The following is a 22,920-nucleotide window of genomic DNA, read 5'->3' as shown; positions in this document are numbered from 1 at the left end:
AGTGGGACAAGTCCCACCCTGTATTTTATTTCATCGAAACTCCCAACCACTTCCTCATTTCTCTCTCACTCCACCCCTTCCGTTTGGCATAATCCGCGGCTTGGTCTTTATCAATTCGTCCTAAAGTGAAATATTCACTTGCAGGGTGGCTGAAGTACCAGCCGCAGACGGAGGCGGCGGGCCACATGGCGTAGCTTTCGGTGAGTTTCATACCGATGCGTTGTTCCACTTCTAATAAGTCCCAAATCAGTTGTTTTTCCGTGTGTTCCGGGCAGCTTGGGTAGCCGGGGGCGGGACGGATGCCGATGTATTTTTCGTCGATTAAGGCTTGATTGTCGAAGGTTTCGTCCGAATAGCCCCAGAGTCTGGTGCGTAGCTCAAAATGCAGATATTCCGCCATGGCCTCGGCTAAGCGGTCGCCGACGGCTTGCAGCAGGATGGCGTTATAGTCATCGCCTTTTGCTTTAAAGCTATCGACCAAGGCATGCTCTTGCGTGCCGGCGCAAACGGCGAACATACCTAACCAGTCTTGTTGTCCGTTCGACCCCTCTGCGATAAAGTCGCTCAAGCAAAGGTTGTAAGGGCTTTTGCTGTTTTGACCGCGCTCGCTTTGTTGGCGCAGGTGACGGGCGACGCCTGCCAGCAAAGTGCGGTCGGAATTTTGATAGATTTTGATATCGTCTCCCGCCCGTTCCGCCGGGAAAATACCGAGTACGCCGCTTGGGGTGAGCTTGCCGTTGTTCTCGAATTCATCCAGCATGATTTGAGCGTCATGCCATACTTTGCGCGCTTCTTCGCCGCCTTCCGGATAATCGAACGCGTCGGGATAGCCGCCCATTAAGCCCCATACCCGGAAAAACGGCGACCAGTCGATAAACTTACGCAACGTGGCAATAGGGACATTTTTAAACTCGCTGATGCCCGGCTGTTTCGGTTGCGGCACTTGATAATTCGCCCATTCGCCGGCAAAGGGGTTAAAACCGTTGGCGCGGGCTTGTTCCAGGCTGAGGGACGAGCGTAACGGCTTACGCTCGGCAAAACTTTGTTGAATTTTCTCGTATTCTTTTCGGGTCCGCGCCCATAGTTCCGCTTTGCTTTCCGGGTTCATTAAGGCGGCGCAAACCGTTACCGCACGGGAGGCGTTGGTGGTGTAAATCACCTCATATTTATATTTCGGATAGAGCTTAATCGCCGTATGTTCTTTCGAGGTGGTGGCGCCGCCAATCAATACCGGAATGTTCAGATTCAAACGGTTCATTTCCCCTAAGAAATATTCCATTTCGTCGAGAGACGGCGTGATCAAGCCGCTTAGGCCGATAATATCCGCTTTTTCTGCGATGGCGGTTTCGATAATTTTATCCGCCGGCACCATCACGCCGAGGTCGATCACTTCAAAATTATTACATTGCAGCACCACGCTGACGATATTTTTGCCGATGTCATGCACATCGCCTTTCACCGTGGCAATCACCACTTTGCCGTTGGACGAACCTTTTTGCTTGGTAGCGTTGATAAAAGGTTCAAGATAAGCGACGGATTGTTTCATCACCCGGGCGGATTTCACCACCTGCGGCAGGAACATTTTGCCGTCGCCGAACAGGTCGCCCACCACGTCCATTCCCGCCATTAACGGGCCTTCGATCACTTCCAGCGGCGAGCTGAATTTTTGGCGGGCCTCTTCGGTATCTTCAATAATAAAGTGGGTGATTCCTTTTACGAGAGCGTGTTTCAGACGTTCTTCCACGCTCCAGCTGCGCCATTCCGCCACGCCGTTGTCTTCGCCGGTTGAATCCTGATTGCGATATTTTTCCGCGATTTCCAACAGACGATCGGTGGCGTCGGGCCTGCGATTCAGCACGGCGTCTTCCACGACTTCGCGTAATTCGGGATCGAGATCATCATAAATGGCAAGCTGACCTGCGTTCACAATCCCCATATCCATGCCCTGTTTGATGGCGTGGTAAAGGAATACGGCGTGAATCGCCTCGCGCATCGGGTTGTTGCCGCGGAAGGAGAAAGACACATTGGACACGCCGCCCGATACTTTCGCATAGGGCAGGGTTTGCTTAATGCGGCCGGTAGCGTTAATAAAGTCCACACCGTAGTTATTGTGTTCTTCAATGCCGGTACCGATGGCGAAAATATTCGGGTCGAAAATAATATCTTCCGGCGGAAAACCCGCTTGATTAACGAGAATATCATAAGCGCGGGTACAGATTTCCACTTTGCGCGCTTCGGTGTCCGCCTGCCCTTTTTCATCAAAGGCCATCACCACAGCCGCCGCACCGTAGCGACGAATAAGCTTCGCCTGCCGAATAAATTTTTCTTCCCCTTCTTTTAGCGAAATGGAGTTGACAATGCCTTTGCCCTGAATGGACTGCAAGCCCGCTTCAATCACTTCCCATTTGGAGGAGTCAATCATCACCGGCACTTTTGCCGCATCGGGTTCGGTGGCCATAATGTTGAGGAAGCGGGTCATGCATTTTTGCGAATCAAGCAGAGCTTCATCCATATTCACGTCGATAACCTGGGCGCCGTTTTCCACCTGATCGATGGCGATCTCAATGGCTTCGCCGAATTTCTCTTCTTTAATCAGACGTTTGAATTTTGCCGAACCGGTCACGTTATTGCGTTCGCCCACGTTGACAAACAGACTGTCGTCATCAATGCTGAGCGGTTCAAGCCCCGATAGCCGCATAGCGGTTTTAATTTGCGGTAACGGACGGGGTTTAACGCCTTGCATTGCTTCGGCAAAGGCTTTGATATGTTCCGGTGTGGTACCGCAACAGCCGCCGACAATATTCAGAAAACCGCTTTCCGCCCATTCTTTTAACTGCGCCGCCATTTCTTCCGCGCCCAAATCATAACCGCCGAAGGCATTCGGCAGGCCGGCGTTAGGATGAGCGGATACATAGCATTCGCTGATTTTCGATAATTGTTCTACATATTGACGCAATTCTTTCGGCCCTAACGCACAGTTCAACCCGAAGCTGAGCGGTTTAGCGTGGCGCAGGGAGTTGTAAAAAGCTTCCGTGGTTTGCCCGGAAAGGGTACGTCCGGAGGCGTCGGTAATGGTGCCCGAAATCATGACGGGTAATCGCACGCCGAGTTCTTCAAACACTTGCTCGATAGCAAAAACGGCGGCTTTCGCGTTCAGCGTATCGAAAATGGTTTCCAGCATAATAATGTCGGCGCCGCCCGCAATTAAACCGCGGGTAGCTTCCCCATAGGCCTCCGCCAGCTGCATAAAGGTGATATTGCGAAAACCGGGATCGTTAACATCGGGAGAAATGGAAGCGGTACGGTTAGTGGGGCCAAGCACCCCGGCGACAAAACGGGGCTTGTCCGCGCTGGAATATTTATCCGCCGCTATGCGCGCCAGCTTCGCCCCGGCAAAGTTCAGCTCATAAGCGATGGCCTGTAAATCATAATCCGCCTGAGCAATGGAGGTGGAACTGAAGGTATTGGTTTCGATAATATCTGCGCCGGCTTGCAGGTATTTTTCGTGAATGGCCTGAATCAGCAAAGGCTGCGTAAGACTGAGCAAGTCGTTATTGCCGCGTAAATCAACGGAACTTTGTTTGAAACGTTCGCCGCGGAATTGTTGTTCGCTGAGTTTGTATTGTTGAATCATGGTACCCATCGCTCCGTCTAGGATCAGGATGCGTTGAGCGAGAGAAGCTTTAAGAATGTCGATTTTATTGTGCATGTTGGTTTGCCTGCTTGAATTTATGAAGTTTATCGGCGATTTTTGCAATATTTTATGTAATGACGACATATTTTTCCAAGCCTATTCAAGCTTGTAAATTCCCGTCTTTGTGAATACTTATCTTAACGGAATTTTTAATAAAATCTATCCGTTGCAGCGATAAAAGTGCGGTTGATTTTTGCGGAATTTTGAATAAATCCCGTTTTGCTTTCCAACTGATAAAATCGGTTGTAATCGTCGACGCCACAATTTCTCAAATCCAAAAAAAATCCTCAAACTAATTGAGGATTTTCGGTTTATTTTAATATTTCCGTTTTCATATAGGATAAGCGGTCAATATCCGTGATGTAATGCCCAAGCTCTTGTGTCTCCGGCTTGTGCATATAAGGAATTTTCCCCAACAACGGCGCTTTAATACGCTTGCTCAAATCTTCAATAATTTCCGCATAATGCCCGAGCATCGGATTGATCCGGTTTGCAACCCAACCCAATAGCGGCAAACCCATTTGTTCGATAGATTGCACAGTCAATAAGGCATGATTCATACAGCCTTCCTTAATGCCGACCACCAATACTACAGGCATTTTATGTTCCGCAGCCCATGAAGCGAAAGTATAATCCTGATTAATCGGCGTTAACCAGCCAAAAGAACCTTCAACTAAAACCGATTGGTAGCGGGAAGACAAGCGTTTAAGATCCGTATTAATTTTATTAATATCGATATGCTTTCCTTCCTGGGACAACATTGGCATCGTATGAGCAAAAGTATAACTATTAATATCTTGGTAACTCACTTCTTCATTAGTGGAATCTTGCAAGACCAATACGTCTCTGTTATCCATGTTGTCATAATCGGTCTGCCCGCTTTCCTGTACGTCCGTATAAACGGGATCATCCTGCCCGCAAGCTAAGGGCTTGTAACCGACAATTTGAATACCGGCATTCTGCATTGCCTGAATAATGGCTCTGCTTACAATGGTTTTCCCTACGCTGGTATCTGTTCCCGTAACAAAAAAAACACTCATAAAAATCCCTCTCTAACTAAGTCATGAATTCTAAAGTATTTTAAAAATACAAATATTGAGTTATCACAAGTTTTTGGCAATTCATCCTATATTTCTATATACTTAACGGCAATTTTTGTTGGAAAAGGATTAAAAATATGAATTCTTTGCTTTCTCTCGAACAGGCGTTGGAAAAAATGCTGGCGACCTTGCCTTCCCCCTCATTAGATAATTTGGAAACGCTGCCGATTTCCCAAGCGCGGAATCGAATTTGCGCTCAAGATGTTATGTCTCCCATAAATGTTCCTTCTTTTGATAATTCGGCAATGGACGGTTATGCGGTTCGCTTGGCGGATTTAGAACAATCTCTGACACTTTCCGTTGCAGGGAAATCTTTTGCAGGCATTCCGTTTACCGACGAATGGAAACCGTTGAGCGCAGTCAGAATCATGACCGGTGCAATGATTCCGCAAGGCGCTGATGCCGTTGTAATGCAGGAAGAAGTCAGCGTAAATGAAGACGGTTCCGTCACTTTCGAAAAGTTGCCGAAACCGGGGCAAAATATCCGCCGTATCGGTGAAGATGTAAAACAGGGAGATGTGGTTTTATCAGTAGGCGCCGAATTAAATACTGTCTCTCTGCCGCTTATCGCCTCTCTTGGCATTCCGGAAATAAAGGTTTTTCCGAAATTAAAAGTCGCAGTACTTTCAACCGGTGATGAATTAGTACCTGTCGGACAACCGCTTAATGAAGGACAAATTTATGATACCAACCGCTTTGCAGTAAAACTGATGCTTGAAAAACTGCATTGCGAAGTGCTGGATTTTGGTATTTTGCCTGACAACGAGGCGGAATTTGAAAAAGCCTTTATGCATGCACAAGAACAGGCGGATCTTATTATTACAAGCGGCGGTGTTTCCGTCGGTGAAGCGGATTTCACCAAAACCGTATTAGAAAAACTGGGCGAAATCAATTTCTGGAAACTGGCTATCAAACCGGGCAAACCTTTTGCATTCGGCAAATTGCCTAACGCATGGTTCTGCGGTTTGCCCGGCAATCCAGTTTCCGCTTTAGTGACTTTCTATCAGTTAGTTCAACCTGTTATTGCTAAATTAAGCGGCGCTGCGAATTATAAACGTCCGCAACAATTCCCCGCTATTGCTGCGACTAATCTAAAAAAATCACCCGGACGTCTCGACTTTCAACGCGGCTTGTATCGACTCAACGCACAAGGCCAGCTTGAAGTTGAACCTGTAGGATTACAAGGTTCCCATGTTTTCGGCTCCTTTGTAAAAAGCAATTGCTTTATTGTGCTTGAACGCGAACGCGGTAATGTGACCGCCGGCGAAACCGTTACCATTGAACCCTTTAATCATTTATTAGGTTAACCCATGAGCGAATTAACCCATGCCGAAGAGCTGAGATATAACCGTCAAATCGTTTTAAAATCCGTGGATTTTGACGGACAGGAAACACTCAAAGATAGCAAAATGCTCATTGTCGGATTAGGCGGTTTAGGTTGCGCGGCAAGCCAGTATTTGGCTGCGGCAGGCATCGGGCACTTGACTTTATTAGATTTTGATACAGTGTCACTTTCTAATTTGCAGCGTCAGGTACTCCATAATGATGAACGCCTCGACATGCCTAAAGTAGAATCGGCAAAAATTGCGCTACAGGCAATTAATCCGCATATTGAAATCAACACAATTAACGGTTTGCTTTCGGAAGAAAAACTCGCCGAAATCATACCGCACTTTGATCTGGTTTTAGACTGCACGGATAATGTTGCCGCCAGAAATCAACTGGATTTATGCTGCCGACAGGCAAAAGTGCCGTTAATTTCCGGTGCGGCGATTCGTATGGAGGGACAGGTTTCTGTCTTCACTTATGAACCCGGCACCCCGACTTATGGCCATTTAAGCCGGTTATTCGGCGAAAATGCGTTAAGCTGCGTAGAAGCCGGCGTGCTCTCCCCTATTGTCGGTATTGTAGGTTCGATTCAAGCGTTGGAAGCCATAAAAGTGCGGTTAAAAATCGGCAAAAATTTATGCGGACGCTTATTGATGATCGATGGGCTTAATATGTCAATCAGAGAAATAAAAATCCCCTCCATCTAACGACTTACGCGCCAAAGGACAGCTATAATTAGACTGGCTTTTTTAGCGGATAAAACTAAGGCTCCAAGCGGAGCCTTATGAAATCTTAGCTATTTTACATTATCCTTCGTTATGGATTTCCAGATTTGTCGCATCTTTTGCGCGTTTTCTTTTTGCCGCGTCATTACGCTGTTGCGCAATATTATCCAGATATTCGGTGGAAATATCGCCCGTCACATAATGTCCGGTAAATACCGAAGTATCAAATTCTTTGATATTTGGATTTTCTTGCTGTACGGACTGCGTTAATGCCGATAAATCCTGAAAAATGAGCTTATCCACGCCGATTAATTTGGCAATTTCCTCAGGCTCGCGGCCATAAGCGATTAATTCGTGCTTGGTCGGCATATCAATGCCATACACATTCGGATAGCGAATTTCAGGCGCTGCCGAAGCAAAATAAATTTTCTTCGCGCCGGCGGCACGCGCCATATCAACGATTTGTTCCGAAGTTGTACCGCGCACGATGGAATCATCCACTAATAACACGTTTTTATCCTTAAATTCGGAAGAAATCGTATTTAATTTACGGCGAACCGCACTAATACGCTGTTTTTGCCCCGGCATAATAAATGTGCGTCCCACATAACGGTTTTTTACGAAACCCTGACGGTAAGGTTTGCCCAATATGGTTGCGATTCTTAATGCGATATCATTGGATGTTTCAGGCACCGGAATGACCACATCAATATCCGCATCAGCCCATTCGTTGGCAATTTTTTGCCCCAAACGTTCACCCATATGTACGCGCGCCGCATATACCGATACGCCGTCAATAGTCGAATCCGGACGGGCAAAATAAACGTATTCGAAAATACAAGGCGTTAACACCGGATTTTCCGCACATTGCTCCGCGTAGAGTTTGCCGTCGAAAGTGATATATACCGCTTCGCCGGGTTCAATATCACGTACCACGTCAAAACCGGCGGTGTCTAATGCAACAGATTCCGAAGCAAACATATATTCGGTTTTTCCGCTCTCTTCGCGTTTACCCAAAATTAACGGGCGAATGCCGTGAGGATCTCTGAATGCCACCATACCGTGACCGATAATCATAGCGATACAGGCATAAGCGCCGCGAATATCTTTATGGGTTTTTTTGATCGCATAAAAAATATCTTCCGGTGAAAGATGCTCGGTTTGCATATGATCAAGATAATAAGCCAGAATATTTAACAATGCTTCGGAGTCGGAATTAGTATTGACGTGACGACGGGCTAATTTGAAAAGTTTGGATTTTAATTCGTCGGAATTTGTAAGGTTGCCGTTATGCACTAATGATAAGCCGTAAGGCGAATTGACATAGAAAGGTTGCGCTTCCGATACGCTTGAGCTACCGGCTGTCGGATAACGAACGTGTCCAATCCCCGCGTTGCCCTGTAAACGCGTCATGTGAACCTGTTGGAACACATCGCTTACCAAACCGTTGGCTTTACGCAAGCGAAAGCGGTTTTCATCATCAATAGTCACAATCCCGGCAGCATCCTGTCCGCGATGCTGCAATACGGTCAAGGCATCATAAATTGATTGATTGACCGGGCTTTGACTTACAATTCCAACAATACCACACATTAGTGCTATCCTCTTATTTGTTTAGGGTTGAGTTTAAAAAACTTGAGTTTGCCTGTAATTGTTCGAAAAACCACTCCACTACAAAACCAAAGTGCGGTATTAGTTTTGATTCTTTCCACATATCGTTTTGATCAAAATTAGTAAAGGTATCTACGAAAAATAACAAAGCAGAGACGATCAATACGCCCCGCAAGAAACCGAAACAGGCACCTAATACCCGGTCGGTTCCGCTTAATCCTGTTTTGTCTACAAGTTGACCAATCACATAATTTACTATAGCGCCGACAATTAACGTCAGAATAAATAAAATACCGATAGCGGTCCCGTTCCGAAGATATTCGGACTCAATCTGAGTTAAAAAATTAGCGAGATAAGGATAAAACTGACTTGCAATAACAAATGCCACTACCCAGCTTGCCAGTGACATCACTTCACGCACAAAGCCGCGCAGTAAACTTACGACGATAGAAAAAACGATAATTCCGATGATAATATAATCAATCATTAATAATTCTCTGAAAAAACAAAAACGTCCGATTTTTTGACCGCACTATTCTACCGAACTTTGCGGAAAAAAGAAAACGTTTGCGTAAGGTAAATTAATCTATTTAGCCATAAAATGACCGCCGGTTGCATAATATATCATTGTTCAATATTAAGCTGAATCGCTTTTAGAGTTCCTCCCAGAATTCTTTTGTACAATGTTTCTGTGCCTTTGCCAACAAATCCGCTAAATGCTGATAGGTTGGTCGCTCTATTTGTGATGTTGTCACATTTTTCTTTTCTAATAATTTAGAAATTTCAAAAAATTTGACCGCACTTTGCGCCGGCAATCCGGTTTGCGCCCGTTTGCCTAACCAATATAAGCCTTGCAGCGGAATACATAAGGCAACGATAGCGCAAAGAACGGCGATAGCTAATGCCACTAGATCCGACTTTGCGTAAAACTGCTGCCAAACAACCGAAAATACCGCAATAAACGGCATAAATTTCTGTGCGAATTTCGTTGCCTTGATTATTCGGTTTTCCGGAAAAATCATGGCTAACTTAGCTTCTAAAGGCCATGTTTCCGAATATTTCTGCCCCGCCGATATAGTTTTAAAAAATCCCATTTTTAAATCCTTAATTTATATTTCTTCAAATTTTTACTACTGACTTATTTTAAATTTGCTGCCATTTTATCCTGTTTTAAAGATCGCTTATCGCATGAAACTCAAATGGCTTATTGGATATATGTCCTAAAAATTGAACATTTTTATAACATTTTGCTAAAAATTCAATTTTTTTTGACTTAAATCGCTTTTTTCAGAACTTCATAATTTATTTTATTCCGTTAAACGTGTATCCTTATTATCGGTAACATTCCCAAACGTCTATTCGTTCATTGTGTGAACGGATGTCCTTTAACGTTAATCCAAAAGATAGGTTATTTATGTCTCAAAAATTAGTTCTTATCCTTAACTGCGGTAGTTCTTCATTAAAATTCTCTATTTTAGATCCTAAAACGGGTGAAGAAAAATTATCTGGTTTAGCAGAAGCATTTTACTTAGATGATGCCCGTATTAAATGGAAACTCCATGGCGAAAAAGGTAACGCCGAATTAGGTAAAGGCGCTGCTCACAGTGAAGCATTAAACTTCATCGTAAACAACATTTTCCCGTTAGATCCGACATTAAAAGACGGTATTGTTGCGATCGGTCACCGTATTGTTCACGGCGGTGAAAAATTTACCTCTTCGGTAATCGTTACGGATGAAGTCGTTAAAGGCATTGAAGACGCTATCCAATTCGCACCGCTTCACAACCCGGCTCATTTAATCGGTATTAAAGAAGCATTCAAAATCTTCCCGCACTTAAAAGATAAAAACGTTGTGGTATTCGACACCGCATTCCACCAAACAATGCCTGAAGAAGCATACCTATACGCGCTTCCGTACTCTTTATACAAAGAACACGGCGTTCGTCGTTACGGTGCGCACGGTACCAGCCATTATTTCGTAAGCCGCGAAGCGGCAAAACGTTTAGGCGTTGCCGAAGATAAAGTAAACGTTATCACTTGCCACTTAGGAAACGGCGGTTCCGTTTCTGCGGTTCGTCACGGTCAATGTATCGACACTTCAATGGGTTTAACGCCGTTGGAAGGTTTAGTGATGGGAACGCGTTGCGGCGATATTGACCCGGCTATTATGTTCTATATGCACGATACGCTTGGTATGTCCGTTGAAGAAATCAACACTACATTAACAAAAAAATCCGGTTTATTAGGTTTAACCGAAGTAACCAGCGACTGCCGTTTTGCCGAAGACAACTATGACAACGAAGACGAATCATTACGTGTTCCGGCAAAACGTGCAATGGACGTTTACTGCTATCGTTTAGCTAAATATATCGGTTCTTACATGGCGGTTATCGGCGAACGTTTAGATGCTATCGTATTTACCGGCGGTATCGGTGAAAACTCCGCTCACGTGCGCGAAATTACATTAAATCACTTAAAATTATTCGGTTACCAATTGGATCAAGAGAAAAACTTAGCCGCTCGCTTTGGTAACGAAGGTATTATCACCGCAGATAACACCCCTATCGCAATGGTAATTCCTACAAACGAAGAATTAGTTATCGCACAAGACACAGCTCGTCTTTGTATTAAAGATTAATTAATCGATAAACTGCCGACTTCTCGGCAGTTTCTTTTTCTACATTAACAACATTCTAAGGTTTATTATGTCACGTACAATTATCCTTATTCCAATCAGCGCAGGCGTAGGTTTAACAAGTGTAAGTCTCGGGCTTATTCGTGCATTAGAACAAAAAGGGACTAAAATCGGTTTCATGAAGCCGATTTCACAACCTCGTTCCGGTGAAGATATGCTTGATAGAACAACCTCAATTGTTCGCACAAGCACGACAATCGAAACTACCGAACCTGTTATGCTAAGTGAGGCTGAAAATTTAATCGGTCAAAACCAAACAGACGTTTTATTAGAAAAAATTGTTGCCCAGCATCAACAAATCAGCAAAGACAACGATATCGTGATCGTCGAAGGTTTAATTCCTTCCCGTAAAAACTCTTATGCTAACAGTGTAAACTACGATATCGCGCAAGCACTGGATGCCGAAATCATTTTAGTTTCCGCGCCTGCAACCGAAACGCCCGCTCAATTAAAAGAGCGCGTTGAAGCGGCCGCCGCCTCATTCGGTGGTAAAAGCAATCCTAATTTACTTGGTGTGGTTATTAATAAATTTAATGCGCCGGTTGATGAATCAGGTCGTACCCGTCCGGATTTAACGGAAATTTTCGATTCATTCCAGCATAGTCACAATAATATCAAAGAAATTTACAAACTATTTGAAAACAGCCCGATTAAAGTATTGGCTTGTATTCCTTGGTCTGCAGATTTAATTGCTACCCGTGCGATTGATTTGGTAAAACATTTGGGCGCTTCTATTCTTAACGAAGGCGATATGAACCGTCGTATCCGCAGTATCACTTTCTGCGCAAGAACGCTGCCTAATATGATTGAACACTTCAAAGCGGGCAGCTTGCTGGTAGTTTCCGCCGACCGCCCTGAAATTTTAACCGCAGCCGCGTTAGCCGCTACTACAGGTATTGAACTTGGCGGTATTTTATTAACCGGCGGTTACAAAATAGATTGCGAAATCAAAAAATTATGTACCCCGACATTCGAAAATACCAAATTACCGGTATTCCGTATTGAAGGTAACACCTGGCAAACGGCTTTAAGCTTACAGAGTTTTAATCTTGAAGTACCGGTTGACGATAAAGAACGTATCGAAAATATCAAACAATATACCAGCGGACAATTTGATGCGGATTTCATTCATTCACTGGCTTCCGCTTCCGTGCGTGCCCGTCGTTTATCTCCGCCGGCATTCCGTTATCAATTAACCGAGTTAGCACGTGCGGCGAAAAAACGTATTGTTCTGCCTGAAGGTGACGAACCTCGTACGATTAAAGCGGCGGTACTTTGTGCAGAACGCGGTATTGCGGAATGCGTATTATTGGCGAAACCTGAAGACGTAAAACGTGTTGCCGATTCTCAAGGCGTGAAATTAGGTAACGGAATTACCGTTATCGATCCCGCTTCAGTTCGTGAAAACTATGTCGCTCGTTTAGTAGAACTGCGTAAAGCAAAAGGTATGACTGAAATGGCAGCCCGCGAACAACTGGAAGACACCGTTGTATTAGGTACAATGATGTTAGAAGCCGGCGAAGTAGACGGTTTGGTATCCGGTGCGGTCCATACTACTGCAAATACGATTCGTCCGCCGATGCAAATTATCAAAACCGCTCCCGGTAGTTCGATTATTTCATCGATCTTCTTCATGTTGTTACCGGATCAAGTATTAGTATATGGTGACTGTGCGGTTAACCCGGATCCGACTGCGGAACAATTAGCGGAAATTGCTATTCAATCTGCGGAATCGGCGAAATCCTTCGGTATTGACCCTCGCGTTGCTATGATCTCTTACTCAACCGGCACATCAGGCTCCGGCGCAGATGTTGAAAAAGTGAAAGAAGCGACTCGTATCGCACAGGAAAAACGCCCTGATTTATTAATCGACGGTCCGTTACAATATGATGCCGCCGTAATGGAAGATGTTGCGCGTTCTAAAGCGCCGAATTCTAAAGTAGCCGGTAAAGCGACCGTATTTGTATTCCCTGACTTAAATACGGGTAATACGACTTATAAAGCGGTTCAACGTTCTGCCGATTTAGTATCAATCGGTCCGATGTTACAAGGTATGCGTAAACCGGTGAACGACCTTTCCCGCGGTGCATTGGTTGACGATATCGTCTATACCATCGCATTAACGGCAATTCAGGCGACACAATGCTAATCGGCTGATAAACCGATAAAATTTAATAAAAAACAGACCGCACTTTTAACTTGCCGTTAAAGTGCGGTATTTTTATGCGGAATTTTTTATCATTGAAACAAATCATAAAATACGGACATAAAAAAAGTGCCTTTTGAAAAGGCACTACTCGGAAAGCAAAATATCAGGCTATTGAAATAGCACTTGTTTTTATTGCGCTCAAGAATAGCCAATAATAAATTAGCCTGCAAATAGTAGTTTTTCATTTTGTGATCCAGCACACAAAATTCCCGTTAATAATCAATTCGTGCAAAAACCAGGTCAAAAAATTATCGATCCGATAATCTTTAATAAAATTATTTGTTTCATTTCATATTAATAAAAACTCTGCCTTGATTATTTCTGACCGCACATTTAGAACTTACCGTATATAAAAAAACCGCCATATTCTCAAATATGGCGGCGGAATTAGATTGAGTTGGTCGATAAGCCGAGTTCTGTCGCGGACAATCATTCCTCTAGGCGTATATTCGCACATACGCTCAAGCAACCTACCCGAACTCTGAGCGGGCACACCCATTGAGTTCCTATTTGGTCTTGCTACGAGTGGAGTTTACCCTGCCATGTACTGTTACCAGCCATGCGGTGCGCTCTTACCGCACCCTTTCACCCTTACCTGATCTCTTGCGAGCCATCGGCGGTTTGCTCTCTGCTGCACTTGTCGTAGGCTCACGCCTCCCAGACGTTATCTGGCACTCTGCCCTATGTAGCTCGGACTTTCCTCTCGTTTACTTGTCCCGCTAGGTCGTATTACTACGGTTAAGGGCTTCAATAAACCAGCGATTGTCTGACCAACTCGGCGTGAAGTATATCCCAATTTCAGTAAATAATATAGAGTTAAATAACAAGTTGAGCTACAATGCGCACAGATTTAACTCTAATGGATAGAACATTATGGATTATTTACAAAACGCACGGGAAACTTTAGCCACCGAAAAAGATGCCCTGACGCTTCTCAGTCGAAATCTTGATCAATCTTTCAACAACGTCATCGATCTTATCCTTAACTGCGGAGGTCGTTTAGTTATCGGGGGAATCGGCAAATCCGGCTTAATCGGTCGAAAAATGGTCGCAACTTTCGCCTCAACGGGCACGCCGAGTTTTTTTCTTCATCCGACCGAAGCCTTCCACGGCGATCTTGGTATGTTAAAACCTATAGATATTGTGATGTTGATCTCTTACAGCGGCGAAAGCGATGATGTAAATAAGCTTATCCCAAGTTTAAAAAATTTCGGCAATACTATTATTGCATTAACCGGCAACAAGCATTCAACCTTGGCAAAACACGCCGATTACGTTCTGGATATCAGCGTTGAACGCGAAGCCTGCCCGAATAACCTGGCGCCTACAACTTCCGCATTGGTTACCCTGGCTTTAGGCGACGCTTTAGCGGTGGCGTTAATTAACGCCCGTCATTTTCAACCTATGGATTTCGCAAAATTCCATCCCGGCGGCAGCCTTGGTCGTCGCCTACTCTGCCGAGTTAAGGATCAAATGCAAACCAACCTGCCGGTTACCGCATTAAATACATCGTTTACAGACTGCCTGACCATTATGAACGAAGGCAGAATGGGCGTTGCGCTGGTGATGGAAAATGACGTTTTGAAAGGGATTATTACGGACGGCGACATCCGCCGCGCATTAGCCGCTAACGGCGCCGATACTTTAAATAAAGTGGCGCGGGAATTAATGACCTCAAATCCTAAAGTCATTAATCAGGATACCTATATCGGTCAGGCTGAAGACTATATGAAAGAACACAGAATTCATTCCTTGATTGTGGTAGACAATGACAATAAAGTCGTCGGTTTAGTTGAATTCTCAAGTTAAAAATATGAACAGAAAATTAGAAAATATTAAATTTGTTATCACCGACGTTGACGGCGTGCTGACCGACGGTCAACTGCATTACGACGCCAACGGTGAAGCAATAAAAAGTTTTCATGTCCGTGACGGATTAGGCGTGAAAATGTTGATGGAAAGCGGCATTCCGGTTGCAGTGCTTTCCGGGCGGGATTCTGCCATTTTGCGCAAACGCATTGCAGATCTTGGAATAAAACTGGCATTTTTAGGGAAATTGGAAAAAGAAAGTGCCTGTTATGAACTAATGAAAGAAGTAGGAGTAACCCCTGAAGAAACGGCTTATATCGGTGACGATAGCGTTGATTTACCTGCTTTTAACGTATGCGGTGTTGCGTTCGCTGTAGCGGATGCGCCCGATTATGTAAAAGATTGCGCCGATTATGTGCTGGACCTTCGCGGCGGCAAAGGCGCATTCCGTGAGATGTCGGACATGATATTAAAAGCGCAAGGTAAAACGGACGTTTATTCATCCGCCAAAGGCTTTCTTAAAATTGTGACCAATATGGCGCAATAATTAAATACAAGAGGCGTGTAATCTCAAAAAGATTCGCGCCTTTTTCGTAAAATTTCCCAATTTTCGACCGCACTTTACGCTTTTTAAATCCTTTCTTTTTTCTCTTAAAAAATCTTTATTTTCAGTTAATAACTTGAATTTAAATGAACATTTCCCCATATTTTCTGTCATACCGTACATATTTGGTGTTTTCACCCTATTTGTTATTAATTAAGGAAAAGTATAAATGAAAAAAACAAGTTTTACATTGACTGCAATCGCATTAGGATTAAGCGTTCTTGCTGCGCCAACCGTAAGTGTCGCGGATTTCAGTTCGTTTTTTGGCGGCGATAAATCCGAATCCGCAGAGCAAACCTCCGCAAACAAAGCGGCATCAAACGTAGCACAATCTGCCGTAAACAGCCCGTTTATCACCAACTCATTAGCGCCAATGCTTGAAAAAGTGTTGCCGGCGGTGGTTTCCATTGCGGTGGAAGGTAATCAAAAAATCGCTAAGCGTTCATTTGATATTCCGGAAGAATTTAAATTTTTCTTCGGTGAGGATTTCTTTGGCGATAATTCTTCAAAATCATCCTCAAGAAAATTCCGCGGTTTAGGTTCCGGCGTGATTATTAATGCGGAAAAAGGCTATGTATTAACAAACAACCACGTTATCGATAATGCGGATAAAATCACCGTATTATTGCAGGACGGCCGTGAATTTAAAGGTAAAATCTTAGGCAAAGACAGTCAATCCGATATTGCCTTAGTACAATTGGAAAACCCTAAAAACTTAACCGAAATTAAATTTGCCGACAGCGATAAACTACGCGTGGGTGATTTCACCGTAGCAATCGGCAACCCATTCGGTTTAGGGCAAACCGTCACCTCCGGTATCATTTCTGCCTTAGGGCGTTCCACCGGTTCCGACAGCGGCGCTTATGAAAACTATATTCAAACGGATGCCGCCGTAAACCAAGGTAACTCGGGCGGACCGTTAATTAATTTAAACGGCGAACTTATCGGTATTAATACCGCTATTCTTTCACCTAGCGGCGCTAATGCCGGGATTGCCTTTGCAATTCCTTCTAACATGGCGAATAACTTAGCGCAGCAAATCGGCGAATTCGGCGAAGTGCGTCGCGGCATGTTGGGAATTAAAGGCGGCGAACTAAATGCGGATCTGGCGAAAGCCTTCCACGTTGATGCTCAACAAGGCGCCTTTGTCAGCGAAGTCTTACCGGGATCCGCCGCCGATAAAGCGGGCATTAAAGCGGGCGATGTGATTATTGCCATGAACGGACAAAAAGTGTCGAGTTTCGCCGAAATGCGCGCGAAAATCGCTACTTCCGGCGCAGGTAAAGAAATTGAATTAACTTATCTGCGTGATAACAAAAAAGAAAATGTAAAAGTTACTCTGCAAGCCGACGACCAGGCGCAATCTACCGCTAATGCGGAAGCCGTTATTCCGGCATTGGAAGGTGCAGAATTGACAAACTTCAATGAAAACGGCAAAAAAGGCGTGAAACTCAGTAAAGTAGCTGAAAATTCCCCGGCAGCTCAACGAGGTTTGAAAACCGGCGATTTAATTATCGGCGTTAACCGTATCGCCATTGAAGATTTAACACAGTTACGCAAAGCCATGGAAAACAAAGATTCCGTTATAGCGTTAAATATTGAACGCGGAAATAATAATTTCTATCTTCTGATTCAATAATTTTAACTTGTAGGCGCCGGCTTCGGCGCCTTTCTTTTCATGGTAGCGCCAGGCATTAAAAAACCTCTTTATCGTTTCAAAAAAATCCGGATTTCCTGACCGCACTTTTATCTTTTCATTCACAAATCTGATCTCAAATAAATTTTAACGATAGCAAAATTATAGAGATAAAAATTTTTGCTTATATATAAGTAAGTTATTTTCTGTCAACATTTTACACAAAAAATTTAACGCTTGAAATTTTCCGCCTAACCCACTATCTTGTAGCGCAATTATCTATTACTTCTATATATTGTGTTTTTCTAAGGTTAAAACTTTTATGAATAAAGCATTGATGGTCACGAAACGTGACGGACAAGTCGAACCTCTCGACCTGGATAAAATCCACCGTGTGATTACTTGGGCAGCGGAAGGCTTAGAGAATGTATCCGTTTCTCAGGTTGAATTGCGTTCACATATTCAGTTTTACGAAGGCATTCGTACTTCTGACATTCATGAAACAATCATTAAAGCCGCTGCGGATTTAATCAGCAAAGATGCACCGGACTATCAATACTTGGCGGCTCGCCTTGCCATTTTCCATTTGCGTAAAAAAGCCTACGGGCATTTTGACCCGCCTCGTTTATACGAACATGTAAAAAAGTTAGTCCGTTTAGGTAAATACGACGAATCGCTGCTTTCCGATTTCTCCCGCGAAGAATGGGATGAAATGGATAATTTCTTGGATCACAGCCGCGATATGACCTTCTCTTATGCCGCGGTAAAACAATTGGAAGGAAAATATCTGGTACAAAACCGTGTAACCGGTGAGATCTACGAGTCCGCACAATTCCTTTATATTCTGGTTGCGGCAAGTTTATTTTCAAAATATCCTGCGGAAACGCGTTTAGATTATATTCATCGTTTTTACGACGCGATTTCTACATTCAAAATTTCATTGCCTACGCCGATTATGTCCGGCGTGCGCACCCCTACCCGTCAATTCAGCTCCTGCGTACTTATTGAATGTGACGACAGCCTTGACTCTATCAATGCGACCTCATCGGCGATTATCAAATACGTATCGCAACGTGCGGGAATCGGCATCAATGCCGGCGCTATCCGCGCTTTAGGCAGCCCGATTCGTGACGGCGAAGCCTTCCACACCGGTTGTATTCCGTTTTATAAACATTTCCAAACTGCAGTAAAATCCTGCTCGCAAGGCGGTGTACGCGGCGGAGCGGCAACAGTCTACTTCCCGATGTGGCATTTAGAAGTGGAAAGCCTGGTAGTATTAAAAAATAACCGCGGCGTTGAAGAAAACCGTGCCCGTCACATGGACTATGGCGTACAAATCAACCGAACTATGTATCAACGCTTAATTAAAGGCGGCGATATTACTTTATTCAGTCCTTCGGACGTACCGGGATTGTACGAAGCATTTTTTGCAGATCAATCTAAATTCGAAGAATTATACGTAAAATACGAACAGGATCCGACAATCCGTAAACGAACCGTTAAAGCGGTGGATTTATTCTCGTTATTAATGCAGGAACGCGCGTCAACCGGCCGAATTTACGTACAAAACGTGGATCACTGTAACACTCACAGCCCGTTTGACCCGGCAGTTGCACCTGTACGTCAATCTAACTTATGTTTAGAAATCGCCCTACCGACCAAACCGTTAAATAATATTAATGACGAAGACGGCGAAATTGCGCTTTGCACACTTTCTGCTTTCAACTTGGGTAAAATCGACGATCTTGATGAATTAGAAAACTTAGCGGATCTTGCGGTACGTTCTTTAGATGCGTTGCTGGATTATCAGGACTACCCTGTTCCTGCGGCAAAACGCAGTTCATTAGGTCGTCGCGCGCTGGGTATCGGTGTAATTAACTACGCTTACTATTTAGCGAAAAACGGCGTTCGTTATTCCGACGGCAGCGCTAATAATCTGACTCACCGTACATTCGAGGCAATTCAATATTACCTACTAAAAGCCTCAATGAATCTTGCAAAAGAATTAGGCGCTTGCGAATACTTCAATGAAACCACTTATGCAAAAGGTATCTTACCGATTGATACCTACAAAAAAGATGTGGATAATTTAACGAGCGAACCCTTGCATTATGACTGGGAACAATTACGTACCGAGATTTTAGAGTTCGGTTTACGCAACTCCACATTAACCGCATTAATGCCGTCGGAAACTTCATCGCAAATTTCTAATGCTACCAACGGTATTGAACCGCCGCGCGGTCATATCAGCGTTAAAGCTTCAAAAGACGGCATTTTGAAACAAGTGGTACCGGATTATGAAAACCTCAGCGACAAATACGAACTCCTGTGGGATATACCAAACATGGACGGTTATCTCCATTTGGTGGGCATTATGCAGAAATTTGTCGACCAGTCAATTTCCGCCAATACCAACTACGATCCGAAGCGATTTGAAGATGATAAGGTGCCGATGAAAATATTATTAAAAGACCTTTTAACGGCATATAAATACGGTTTAAAAACCCTTTATTATCAAAACACCCGAGACGGCGCCGACGACGCCCAGGAAGATCTCGATGACGGCTGTGCCGGCGGTGCTTGCAAAATCTAATTAAATTTAAAAGTGCGGTTAAAAACTTAAATGTTTTTAGCCGCTTTTTTGTATATGGAGTAAATCATGACAAACACAAAGAAAGTGTATTATGCCCATTCGGAAAAAGATCTCCCTCATGAACAATGGCAAACTTTTAGCAGCCATGCAGAAAATGTCGCAAAGCTTGCCGCACAATTTGCCGAAATATTTAATGCGTACCAACTTGCCTACAATACCGGCTTATTACACGATTTAGGCAAATATACACCGGCATTTGATAAACGTTTACACGGCGGGCCTTCGGTTGATCACGCAACAGCCGGGGCGAAAATCGCTATAGAACGTTGGGGATTTCCTCTTGGTAAGATTTCGGCGTTCTGTATTGCAAGCCACCATACCGGATTAGTAAACGGCGATGGCGAAGGGGATAATCGCAGTACTTTAAAACAGCGTTTATCAGTGCCTTTTGGCAAAGGTAATTTACCTGAACTCGATCCAATTTGGCAAAGTGAATTACCTTTACCGGAAAAACTAGTTTCCCCTGATTTAACCCCCGACCCGTATAACCCATCTTTCTCATTAGCTTTCTTTATCCGAATGCTCTATTCCTGTTTAGTCGATGCCGATTTCTTAGATACCGAAGCTTTTTATGCAAATTTAAAACAGCAAGATATTGATCGTGGTAACGCACCTTCTTTAGATCAATTACATCAGCAATTTAATTGGTTTATTAGCGATTTTCGCGAACGCAAAAAGGTGCTTCAGCCCCAAACGGAAGAAGAACAGCGTAATGCCAAGTTAAATCGTTTACGTAGCCAGATTTTGGATCATGCTGTTGAGCAGGCGCAGCAAGAGCCGGGGTTATTTAGCTTAACCGTACCAACGGGCGGCGGCAAAACCTTTACCTCAATGGCATTTGCGTTGGAGCACGCTAAAAAATACGGAATGCAGCGAATCATTTATGTAATTCCCTTTACCAGTATTATTGAGCAAAACGCACAAGAGTTTCGTAAGGCTTTCGGAGAGTTTGGCGAAGCGGCGGTACTGGAACATCACAGCACTTTTGATGATGAAAAATTATTGGATAAAGATACCAAAGACAAGCTGAAATTAGCTTCAGAAAATTGGGATATGCCGATTGTGGTTACGACCGCCGTGCAGTTTTTTGAATCACTGTTTGCGGATAAATCTTCCCGTTGCCGTAAATTGCACAATATTGCTAATAGCGTAATCATTCTCGATGAAGCGCAAATGTTACCGCTTAATTTGTTGCTGCCGATTATGCAATCGATCAAAGAACTGGCTCGTAATTATCACAGCTCAATCGTAATGTGCACCGCAACTCAACCCGCCATTCAAGCGCAACACGGTTTTTACTGCGGGTTTGAAAATGTGCGAGAAATCGCCCCGAATCCGACCGCACTTTTTGCCGATTTACGCCGTACCAGCGTGCAACATATTGGTATGCAATCGGATAAGGATTTAATTGAGAAACTCACCGAAAATCAGCAGATTCTGATTATCGTCAATAACCGCCGTCACGCTCGCAGTTTATACGAACAGGCTAAACAGCTGGACGGAACCTTTCATTTAACCACCCTAATGTGCGCAAAACATCGTTCACAAATGTTAGAGCAAATCAGACAACATCTACAAGCGGGTCGATCCTGTCGGGTTATTGCAACTTCGCTGATAGAAGCGGGTGTGGATGTGGATTTTCCATTGGTTATGCGGGCGGAAGCCGGATTAGATTCCGTGGCACAAGCGGCAGGTCGTTGCAACCGTGAAGGGAAAAAATTAGCGGAACAGAGCTTTGTATGGGTATTCCAACCCGAACAACAGTGGAAAGTACCTCCTGAATTAAGTTTGTATTCCGCAGTAATGCGTTCAACGGTTCGTCGTTATTCCAAAGATTTGCTTTCTGTGGAAGCTATCAACCACTATTTTTCCGGAGTATATGAACAAAAGGGCAAAGATCTGGATAACAAGCAGATTCTTGAAAAATGCCACGCCGCAGGAAAAACCTTGGATTTCCCATTCCAGACTATCGCAAAAGAGTTCCGTATGATCGAAAGCCATATGCTACCGCTGATTATCCCGTTTGATAAAGAGGCGGAAAAACGGATTGAAGAACTTCGCTATGCTGAAAAAGTCGGCGGACTACTTCGTAAATTACAACCTTACACTGTACAGATTCCAAAGGAATCCTTAGAAGCGTTATTTAAAGCAGGACGAATTGAAGCAATCAACGAAAAACAATTCGGGAACCAGTTTTATAGTTTAATCGGGTTGGATTTGTATGATGAGGTAGCGGGGTTGGATTGGGAGGATTTGGGGTTTATTAAGGTGGAGGGGATGGTGTTTTAGTTTAACTTATCATCTATAGAAATATAATATTGATTTTTACCATATGAGAGGCTAATATTTATCCAATTGAAATCAAGAATATTCGGATAACATCATATTTCACTCAAACCTAACCTCTCAATAAAGCCAATACTATATCCGAATAAGAGAATTTATTTTGTGATGTAGGAGAGATAAATGAATAAAGTACCGAGCAAGAAAGAATTATCCATTACTCGCTCATCAGCAGCTGAGTATCTAACCTTTGTGGCGGCAAACCGCGAAAACGGTGTGCAGGCGGTGTATGCCGATGAAAACGTTTGGCTGACACAGAAAATGATGGGGCTGTTATATGATGTGGAAGTCCACACCATCAATTATCATCTAAAAAAATATTTGCAGACAGTGAGTTGGAAGAAAATTCAGTTATTCGAAATTTTCGAATAACTGCCGATGACGGCAAGAGCTACAATACAAAGCATTATAACCTCTCTGCCATTATTGCCGTAGGTTAAAGTTACGGCGGAAATTGCCAAAGCCCATGCCGAAAGTGAATTTGAAAAATACCGTATTGTGCAAGATCGATT

14 protein-coding genes, 1 other RNA gene and 1 pseudogene are annotated in these 22,920 nt (G+C 43.9%); 10 read left to right on the top strand and 6 right to left on the bottom strand.

Annotation, left to right across the window (positions count from 1 at the left end):
- Positions 1–25: 25 nt before the first annotated feature.
- Both metH and bioD read right to left on the bottom strand, forming a co-directional pair.
- Positions 26–3,709 carry a methionine synthase gene (metH, locus tag A4G13_RS02780; RefSeq protein WP_090654496.1) on the bottom strand — a complete coding sequence of 1,228 codons (3,684 nt, stop codon included), beginning with the start codon at positions 3,707–3,709 and terminating at the stop codon, positions 26–28.
- Positions 3,710–4,005: 296 nt separating this feature from the next.
- Positions 4,006–4,734, bottom strand: a complete 729-nt coding sequence (gene bioD / locus A4G13_RS02775) for a dethiobiotin synthase (protein ID WP_011200183.1) — start codon at positions 4,732–4,734, stop codon at positions 4,006–4,008.
- Positions 4,735–4,880: 146 nt separating this feature from the next.
- Here bioD and moeA point away from each other — a divergent pair, with 146 nt between their 5' ends.
- Together moeA and moeB are read left to right on the top strand one after the other, a co-directional pair.
- Positions 4,881–6,101 (top strand): molybdopterin molybdotransferase MoeA, encoded by a 1,221-nt coding sequence (gene moeA, locus A4G13_RS02770; protein ID WP_090654632.1) that lies wholly within the window; start codon positions 4,881–4,883, stop codon positions 6,099–6,101.
- 3 nt (positions 6,102–6,104) lie between these two features.
- Positions 6,105–6,830, top strand: coding sequence for a molybdopterin-synthase adenylyltransferase MoeB (gene moeB, locus A4G13_RS02765; protein ID WP_011200181.1), 726 nt, complete (start codon positions 6,105–6,107; stop codon positions 6,828–6,830).
- Between the two features lie 99 nt (positions 6,831–6,929).
- Here moeB and purF read toward each other — a convergent pair whose 3' ends face one another.
- The 3 genes from purF to yfbV form a co-directional block, all read right to left on the bottom strand.
- On the bottom strand, positions 6,930–8,441 hold the full coding sequence (purF, locus tag A4G13_RS02760) for an amidophosphoribosyltransferase (protein ID WP_011200180.1): 1,512 nt from the start codon (positions 8,439–8,441) through the stop codon (positions 6,930–6,932).
- A 13-nt stretch (positions 8,442–8,454) separates the two neighbouring features.
- Entirely contained in the window at positions 8,455–8,946 is a 492-nt protein-coding gene (locus A4G13_RS02755; RefSeq protein ID WP_011200179.1) for a CvpA family protein, read from the bottom strand.
- A 166-nt stretch (positions 8,947–9,112) separates the two neighbouring features.
- The gene (gene yfbV / locus A4G13_RS02750; RefSeq protein ID WP_041639693.1) at positions 9,113–9,553 is read right to left on the bottom strand and encodes a terminus macrodomain insulation protein YfbV; all 441 of its coding nucleotides are present in this window, start codon (positions 9,551–9,553) and stop codon (positions 9,113–9,115) included.
- A 320-nt stretch (positions 9,554–9,873) separates the two neighbouring features.
- On the opposite strand from yfbV, the gene A4G13_RS02745 reads away from it, so the two are divergent.
- On the top strand, positions 9,874–11,097 hold the full coding sequence (locus tag A4G13_RS02745; RefSeq protein ID WP_041639691.1) for an acetate kinase: 1,224 nt from the start codon (positions 9,874–9,876) through the stop codon (positions 11,095–11,097).
- 67 nt (positions 11,098–11,164) lie between these two features.
- Positions 11,165–13,303 carry a phosphate acetyltransferase gene (gene pta, locus A4G13_RS02740; RefSeq protein ID WP_090654494.1) on the top strand — a complete coding sequence of 713 codons (2,139 nt, stop codon included), beginning with the start codon at positions 11,165–11,167 and terminating at the stop codon, positions 13,301–13,303.
- 449 nt (positions 13,304–13,752) lie between these two features.
- Here pta and rnpB read toward each other — a convergent pair.
- Positions 13,753–14,141: RNase P RNA component class A (gene rnpB, locus A4G13_RS02735), an RNA gene on the bottom strand.
- A 95-nt stretch (positions 14,142–14,236) separates the two neighbouring features.
- Between rnpB and A4G13_RS02730 the strand changes: the two genes are divergently transcribed.
- The 6 genes and pseudogenes from A4G13_RS02730 to A4G13_RS02705 form a co-directional block, all read left to right on the top strand.
- Entirely contained in the window at positions 14,237–15,172 is a 936-nt protein-coding gene (locus tag A4G13_RS02730; protein WP_090654492.1) for a KpsF/GutQ family sugar isomerase, read from the top strand.
- A 4-nt stretch (positions 15,173–15,176) separates the two neighbouring features.
- Positions 15,177–15,719, top strand: a complete 543-nt coding sequence (locus A4G13_RS02725) for a KdsC family phosphatase (RefSeq protein WP_041639690.1) — start codon at positions 15,177–15,179, stop codon at positions 15,717–15,719.
- A 226-nt stretch (positions 15,720–15,945) separates the two neighbouring features.
- The gene (locus A4G13_RS02720; protein WP_011200170.1) at positions 15,946–17,415 is read left to right on the top strand and encodes a Do family serine endopeptidase; all 1,470 of its coding nucleotides are present in this window, start codon (positions 15,946–15,948) and stop codon (positions 17,413–17,415) included.
- 319 nt (positions 17,416–17,734) lie between these two features.
- Positions 17,735–20,005, top strand: a complete 2,271-nt coding sequence (nrdA, locus tag A4G13_RS02715) for a class 1a ribonucleoside-diphosphate reductase subunit alpha (protein WP_090654490.1) — start codon at positions 17,735–17,737, stop codon at positions 20,003–20,005.
- Between the two features lie 66 nt (positions 20,006–20,071).
- On the top strand, positions 20,072–22,354 hold the full coding sequence (cas3, locus tag A4G13_RS02710) for a CRISPR-associated helicase Cas3' (RefSeq protein WP_176752348.1): 2,283 nt from the start codon (positions 20,072–20,074) through the stop codon (positions 22,352–22,354).
- Positions 22,355–22,531: 177 nt separating this feature from the next.
- Positions 22,532–22,845: pseudogene (locus tag A4G13_RS02705) on the top strand (virulence RhuM family protein); the annotation flags it as partial.
- Positions 22,846–22,920 lie beyond the last annotated feature (75 nt).

Origin of the sequence: Basfia succiniciproducens, assembly GCF_011455875.1 — a bacterium.
In the GTDB taxonomy this organism is placed as follows: domain Bacteria; phylum Pseudomonadota; class Gammaproteobacteria; order Enterobacterales; family Pasteurellaceae; genus Basfia; species Basfia succiniciproducens.
This window is presented reverse-complemented; position numbering and strand designations above follow the sequence as displayed.

What these genes read in the sequence shown, in the direction of transcription:
- purF (WP_011200180.1), bottom strand. Translation starts at nt 8,441, where the DNA reads ATGTGTGGTATTGTTGGAATTGTAAGTCAAAGCCCGGTCAATCAATCA.
- A4G13_RS02720 (WP_011200170.1), top strand. Translation starts at nt 15,946, where the DNA reads ATGAAAAAAACAAGTTTTACATTGACTGCAATCGCATTAGGATTAAGC.
- moeB (WP_011200181.1), top strand. Translation starts at nt 6,105, where the DNA reads ATGAGCGAATTAACCCATGCCGAAGAGCTGAGATATAACCGTCAAATC.
- A4G13_RS02725 (WP_041639690.1), top strand. Translation starts at nt 15,177, where the DNA reads ATGAACAGAAAATTAGAAAATATTAAATTTGTTATCACCGACGTTGAC.
- cas3 (WP_176752348.1), top strand. Translation starts at nt 20,072, where the DNA reads ATGACAAACACAAAGAAAGTGTATTATGCCCATTCGGAAAAAGATCTC.
- bioD (WP_011200183.1), bottom strand. Translation starts at nt 4,734, where the DNA reads ATGAGTGTTTTTTTTGTTACGGGAACAGATACCAGCGTAGGGAAAACC.
- yfbV (WP_041639693.1), bottom strand. Translation starts at nt 9,553, where the DNA reads ATGGGATTTTTTAAAACTATATCGGCGGGGCAGAAATATTCGGAAACA.
- A4G13_RS02745 (WP_041639691.1), top strand. Translation starts at nt 9,874, where the DNA reads ATGTCTCAAAAATTAGTTCTTATCCTTAACTGCGGTAGTTCTTCATTA.
- A4G13_RS02755 (WP_011200179.1), bottom strand. Translation starts at nt 8,946, where the DNA reads ATGATTGATTATATTATCATCGGAATTATCGTTTTTTCTATCGTCGTA.
- pta (WP_090654494.1), top strand. Translation starts at nt 11,165, where the DNA reads ATGTCACGTACAATTATCCTTATTCCAATCAGCGCAGGCGTAGGTTTA.
- nrdA (WP_090654490.1), top strand. Translation starts at nt 17,735, where the DNA reads ATGAATAAAGCATTGATGGTCACGAAACGTGACGGACAAGTCGAACCT.
- A4G13_RS02730 (WP_090654492.1), top strand. Translation starts at nt 14,237, where the DNA reads ATGGATTATTTACAAAACGCACGGGAAACTTTAGCCACCGAAAAAGAT.
- metH (WP_090654496.1), bottom strand. Translation starts at nt 3,709, where the DNA reads ATGCACAATAAAATCGACATTCTTAAAGCTTCTCTCGCTCAACGCATC.